This window comes from Psychromonas sp. (assembly GCF_047632995.1).
Classification (GTDB): domain Bacteria; phylum Pseudomonadota; class Gammaproteobacteria; order Enterobacterales; family Psychromonadaceae; genus Psychromonas.
In genome coordinates, this window is record NZ_JBLIEK010000201.1 from 1 (window position 1) to 4,169 (window position 4,169).

Sequence of the window (4,169 nt, forward strand, 5' to 3'; positions counted from 1 at the left end):
AGAAAAAAGTTATGGCGAGCTAAATAATAGTCAAGCTGAAATGGAACATAAAATAACCGAGCGAACGCGTGAACTGAATACAATATTAATCTTAAGCCCCGACGGATTTGTGCTGTCCAACACAGATAATAATGTTGTATATATCAACCCCGCTTTTTTAACTATGACTGGGCTAAAAGCGGATACGTTAATCGGTAAAAGCACGCACATTTTTAATGAATTAATGGTCAGTTTATTTGATTCAAAAAAGATGAATAATATAGAATTTATCAACAAGGGTGATACTCAACAACTGATATATTTGTCACGTCCGGCATCACGTATTCTCCACGTTAATATCAAAACACTGCTTGGATTAAAGGGAAAAGCAGAAGGATATGTATTCTATTTCAGAGATGTGACCCATGAAAAAGAAGTGGACAGGATGAAAAGTGAGTTTTTATCAACGGCAGCCCATGAACTGAGGACACCACTAGCCAGTATCTATGGTTTTTCTGAATTATTAAAGCATCGTGATTACGATAAAAAAGTTTCACATGAAATAATTGAAACCATTCATCGACAGTCAGGTAATCTTAAAAAACTACTTGATGAGCTGCTCGATCTGTCTCGTATTGAAGCAAGAGCGGGTAAAGATTTTAATATGGCTAATAATTCACTTGAAGAGATTGTGAAACAGTCATGTACCGAAACTGAGGGGGCATTTACTGATCATAAAGTGGACATTCAGACATTAAAATATTGGCCAACATTAACGTTTGACGACGATAAAATGCGTCAGGTATTCATAAACTTGTTAAGTAACGCTTGTAAATATTCACCTGATCATAAATACGTTATTTTGACTACAAGCGAGAGAAAAAAAAACGGATATAGGCAGTTTGGTGTCAGCATAACTGATAAAGGTATTGGTATGACACCTCATCAGTTTAGTCATCTTGGAGTGCGGTTTTACCGAGCTGATAATTCGGGTGCAACGCCCGGTTCAGGTTTGGGTGTCTCACTGGTTAAAGAAATAGTGTCTATTCACGCAGGAGAGGTCGAGTTTGTTACTGCTCAAGGAAAAGGAATGGTCGTAACTGTGTGGTTACCAATAGTCAAAAGTTAACCTGCAGATGCGAAAAAAATGTGTAAAGACATAATTTTAACTGTTGACGATCAACTAGATTTAGTAGCTCAGTCAGAGTGGACTTTGAATTTAGTTATCACGCATTGTATGGATCTGAAAATAATCTATGTGCATTAAGATAAGCTGTTTATTTAGCTGTTATTTTTCAAAGTAGAACTTTTATTGTGTATTCCCAATTGCACTGCAAGTGCATAAAAATATAACAGCAGACTAAGAATGCTCAAGACTTTACAGCTTTGTTTATTTAAAAATAAATATATTTTAAGTAACTGGAACATCTTATTTTTTAACTAATCAGGTACTTGGCGAATTCGACAGAGCTCAAATATAGCGAGATTAAGAAACATATTGTCATATTGGCTCTTATTTTTCTGTGGATCATGCGAGCTAATGTTCGAGCTCATATATAGAATCACTTTATCAAAAAAATCTAAAGATTAATCGAAGTAAACTGAGTACTAATATGTAATTCTCAGATTATGTTAGGGATATTTCAAGGCTTTAAACGCTCCAGTATAACAAATGCTTAAAAAGTGTCTCGGGCAGACCATGAGGAGTTCGAAAGCAGTTGATACCCATCAAATTTATTATGTAAGAAGATCCCTTTAAGTGCGAAGGTTGTCACTTGAACAGACTCTCTGATGTTCTAGGATGGACAGATGTTATCGTCCTGTATTGAACGAAAAAAAAGTACTCGCGATAGTCAAACAAAATAATGGCACTTGATTTGAGCCCAATGTTGTTAAAGCTTTTTTGTTGTAAAGTAGTCATTTTTGATATTAATTTTTCATTGTCTTTAATCACGCTTTTGGCGGATAAAGAATAGGGTAAAATTGATTAATAAACTAATTGCATCAATTTTCAATATGAGCACTGTATGTTTAAATCAAATAATAATGTTTAATTTTCAATAATTTGTGATGAATAATAAAATAAAAATTTGTAAGGACTCGCCATAATAATTGGCAAGAAATGTATTATTTCTGCCCAATGCACCTTAGAAATAATAAGGGGATGCATAAACTTATTCATATCGAAAACGCCGTATTAGCATTAACTATAATTTTGCAGAAACACCTATGAAATTTTATTTTTTTGTAAAAAAAATTGCCTTTTCTGCAATAGTCGACCTGATAATAGAAACAGCAATAACCAATGGTCTACATTATTTATATTGCTCATTTTGGATAGTTTATAAAATTTAGAAAACCACATTCTCGACAATTAAACTTACTAATCGTAACCCAAAAATTGGGACCAATTATTTCATATAGTTGACTATTGATAGAGTTTAGTATAAATTCGGAAAATACGGAAAGAATGGGATGGGTAGAAAATTAATGAGTGCAATTAAATGTATCAAACCTCTAAGTTAAAAGTGACACACTGCTCATCAAAGCAAGCTGCCAGTTTGTTAGAGGTGACAACTCGTACCATACAACTATGGTCAGAATCAGGAATTTTAAAAGCTTGGAAAACAGCTGGGGGCCATAGGCGATTCAATCTAGAGGAAATCGAAGCTTTTAAGGCACAACTTAAGAAAAATACTAATGACTCCGGCGATCAGAGACTAACTCGTGTTTTAGTCATAGAAGACGAGCCCGATTTAATTGTGTTGTATAAAATGACAATTGAAGGCTGGAATTTACCCATTATTTTGAAAACAGCTACAGATGGTTTTGAGGGATTAATACAAATAGGATCTTGGAAACCAGATGTTGTTATTACGGATATTCAAATGCCAAATATAAATGGCATACATATGTTGCAAGCACTTTCTAAATTGGAATCTTTCAACGATATGGTGATTATGGTTGTTTCAGGACTATCAAAAGCAGAGATTGATCAAAAAGGGGGATTGCCAGCGGGGATACCTCTTTTCACTAAACCTATTCCTTTTGATGAAATCGAAAATATTATCAATCAGCAATGCGAATCAATATCAGCCCGTCTATAAATATTAATAAATTGTTCGTCATAATTTTATTGTAATTCAATAGTGGTGTTTCGATTTTTGATTTCACTTTTAGGTATTTCTTAATTTTTCAAAAATTTAAGTTACAAGGATATTGTTATTACTAGGCAGATAGCTAAATATAGTTTTGCATGCTTGAAGTGTGCAATTTAATAAGGTGTAAAATTACAGTAGAGCCCAGTTATAGTTTAAATGGGCAACGTTCAGGGCATACATGAATACCAATTACGGAACCAATTCGTGTCTCTAAATCAAATCTTCAAACACTTACTTAAATACTTACTCAAATCCTGTTCTGGTTTAATAACAATTTGCTCGCCACCTTCAAATACCACTCCATCCAATTCACCCTTCAAGACCAAAGATTTCCCTTGTAACAACAAGGCTGTACCCTCACGAATTCCAATTACCGGAATATTAGGATTTAACATACAAAACTCTTCGATACGCTGTGCGCGCGTTTCGCCATTATGGCCAGGGGTTTGGTAGTCGGTGTAATGAGGATTAAGCTGAAAAGGTAAGAAGTTAAGAGCATCAAAACTAGGTGGTTGTATTATGGGCATGTCGTTAGTGGTGCGGATACTATTGCTGCAAATGTTTGAGCCTGCACTCCATCCCACATATGGTATGCCTCTATTAACTTGGCTTTTTATTACACAAATCAAGTCTTGTTGATAAAGTTGGTTTAGTAAGTTAAATGTATTTCCGCCACCTACTAATATGGCTTGAGCGTCTTCTAATGCTTGCTGAGCGTTGGGGAATTGATGAATGCCATTGACTTGATAGTCGGGTAGGGCGTTTTGTACTTTTGCCGTGTAATCATCCCAACTCACCGACACACCAGCAAATGGGATAAAGAGTAGTTCTTCTATGTTAGGTAAATATTGCGTCAACAAAGGGATGGTATGTTGAAGATAAACTTCATTCCCCACGATTGAGCTGCTGAACATTAATATACATCTTGGAGCATTCATTTTAAATTAAAACCGTTTATCACTAGACGCGCAATTATAGACATATAGAATGCTTTGCATAGGTAAAACCTTTCAGTAAAATATTAGGAAA

The 4,169-nt window shown here is 34.8% G+C and carries 3 protein-coding genes; 2 read left to right on the plus strand and 1 reads right to left on the minus strand.

Annotation, left to right across the window (positions count from 1 at the left end; all coding sequences use genetic code 11):
* Both ACJAT7_RS18165 and ACJAT7_RS18170 read left to right on the plus strand, forming a co-directional pair.
* Positions 1 to 1,108 (plus strand): ATP-binding protein (locus ACJAT7_RS18165; RefSeq protein ID WP_415228210.1); only part of this gene is annotated, 1,108 nt, incomplete at its 5' end.
* A 1,375-nt stretch (positions 1,109 to 2,483) separates the two neighbouring features.
* Positions 2,484 to 3,086, plus strand: a complete 603-nt coding sequence (locus ACJAT7_RS18170; RefSeq protein ID WP_293763843.1) for a response regulator — start codon at positions 2,484 to 2,486, stop codon at positions 3,084 to 3,086.
* A 269-nt stretch (positions 3,087 to 3,355) separates the two neighbouring features.
* Here ACJAT7_RS18170 and pepE read toward each other — a convergent pair whose 3' ends face one another.
* Positions 3,356 to 4,054, minus strand: a complete 699-nt coding sequence (pepE, locus tag ACJAT7_RS18175; protein WP_415228211.1) for a dipeptidase PepE — start codon at positions 4,052 to 4,054, stop codon at positions 3,356 to 3,358.
* Positions 4,055 to 4,169: the final 115 nt, after the last annotated feature.

Bases quoted from the DNA above. Each gene is read 5' to 3' on its own strand.
- pepE (WP_415228211.1), bottom strand. From the start codon at position 4,054: ATGTTCAGCAGCTCAATCGTGGGGAATGAAGTTTATCTTCAACATACC.
- ACJAT7_RS18170 (WP_293763843.1), top strand. From the start codon at position 2,484: ATGTATCAAACCTCTAAGTTAAAAGTGACACACTGCTCATCAAAGCAA.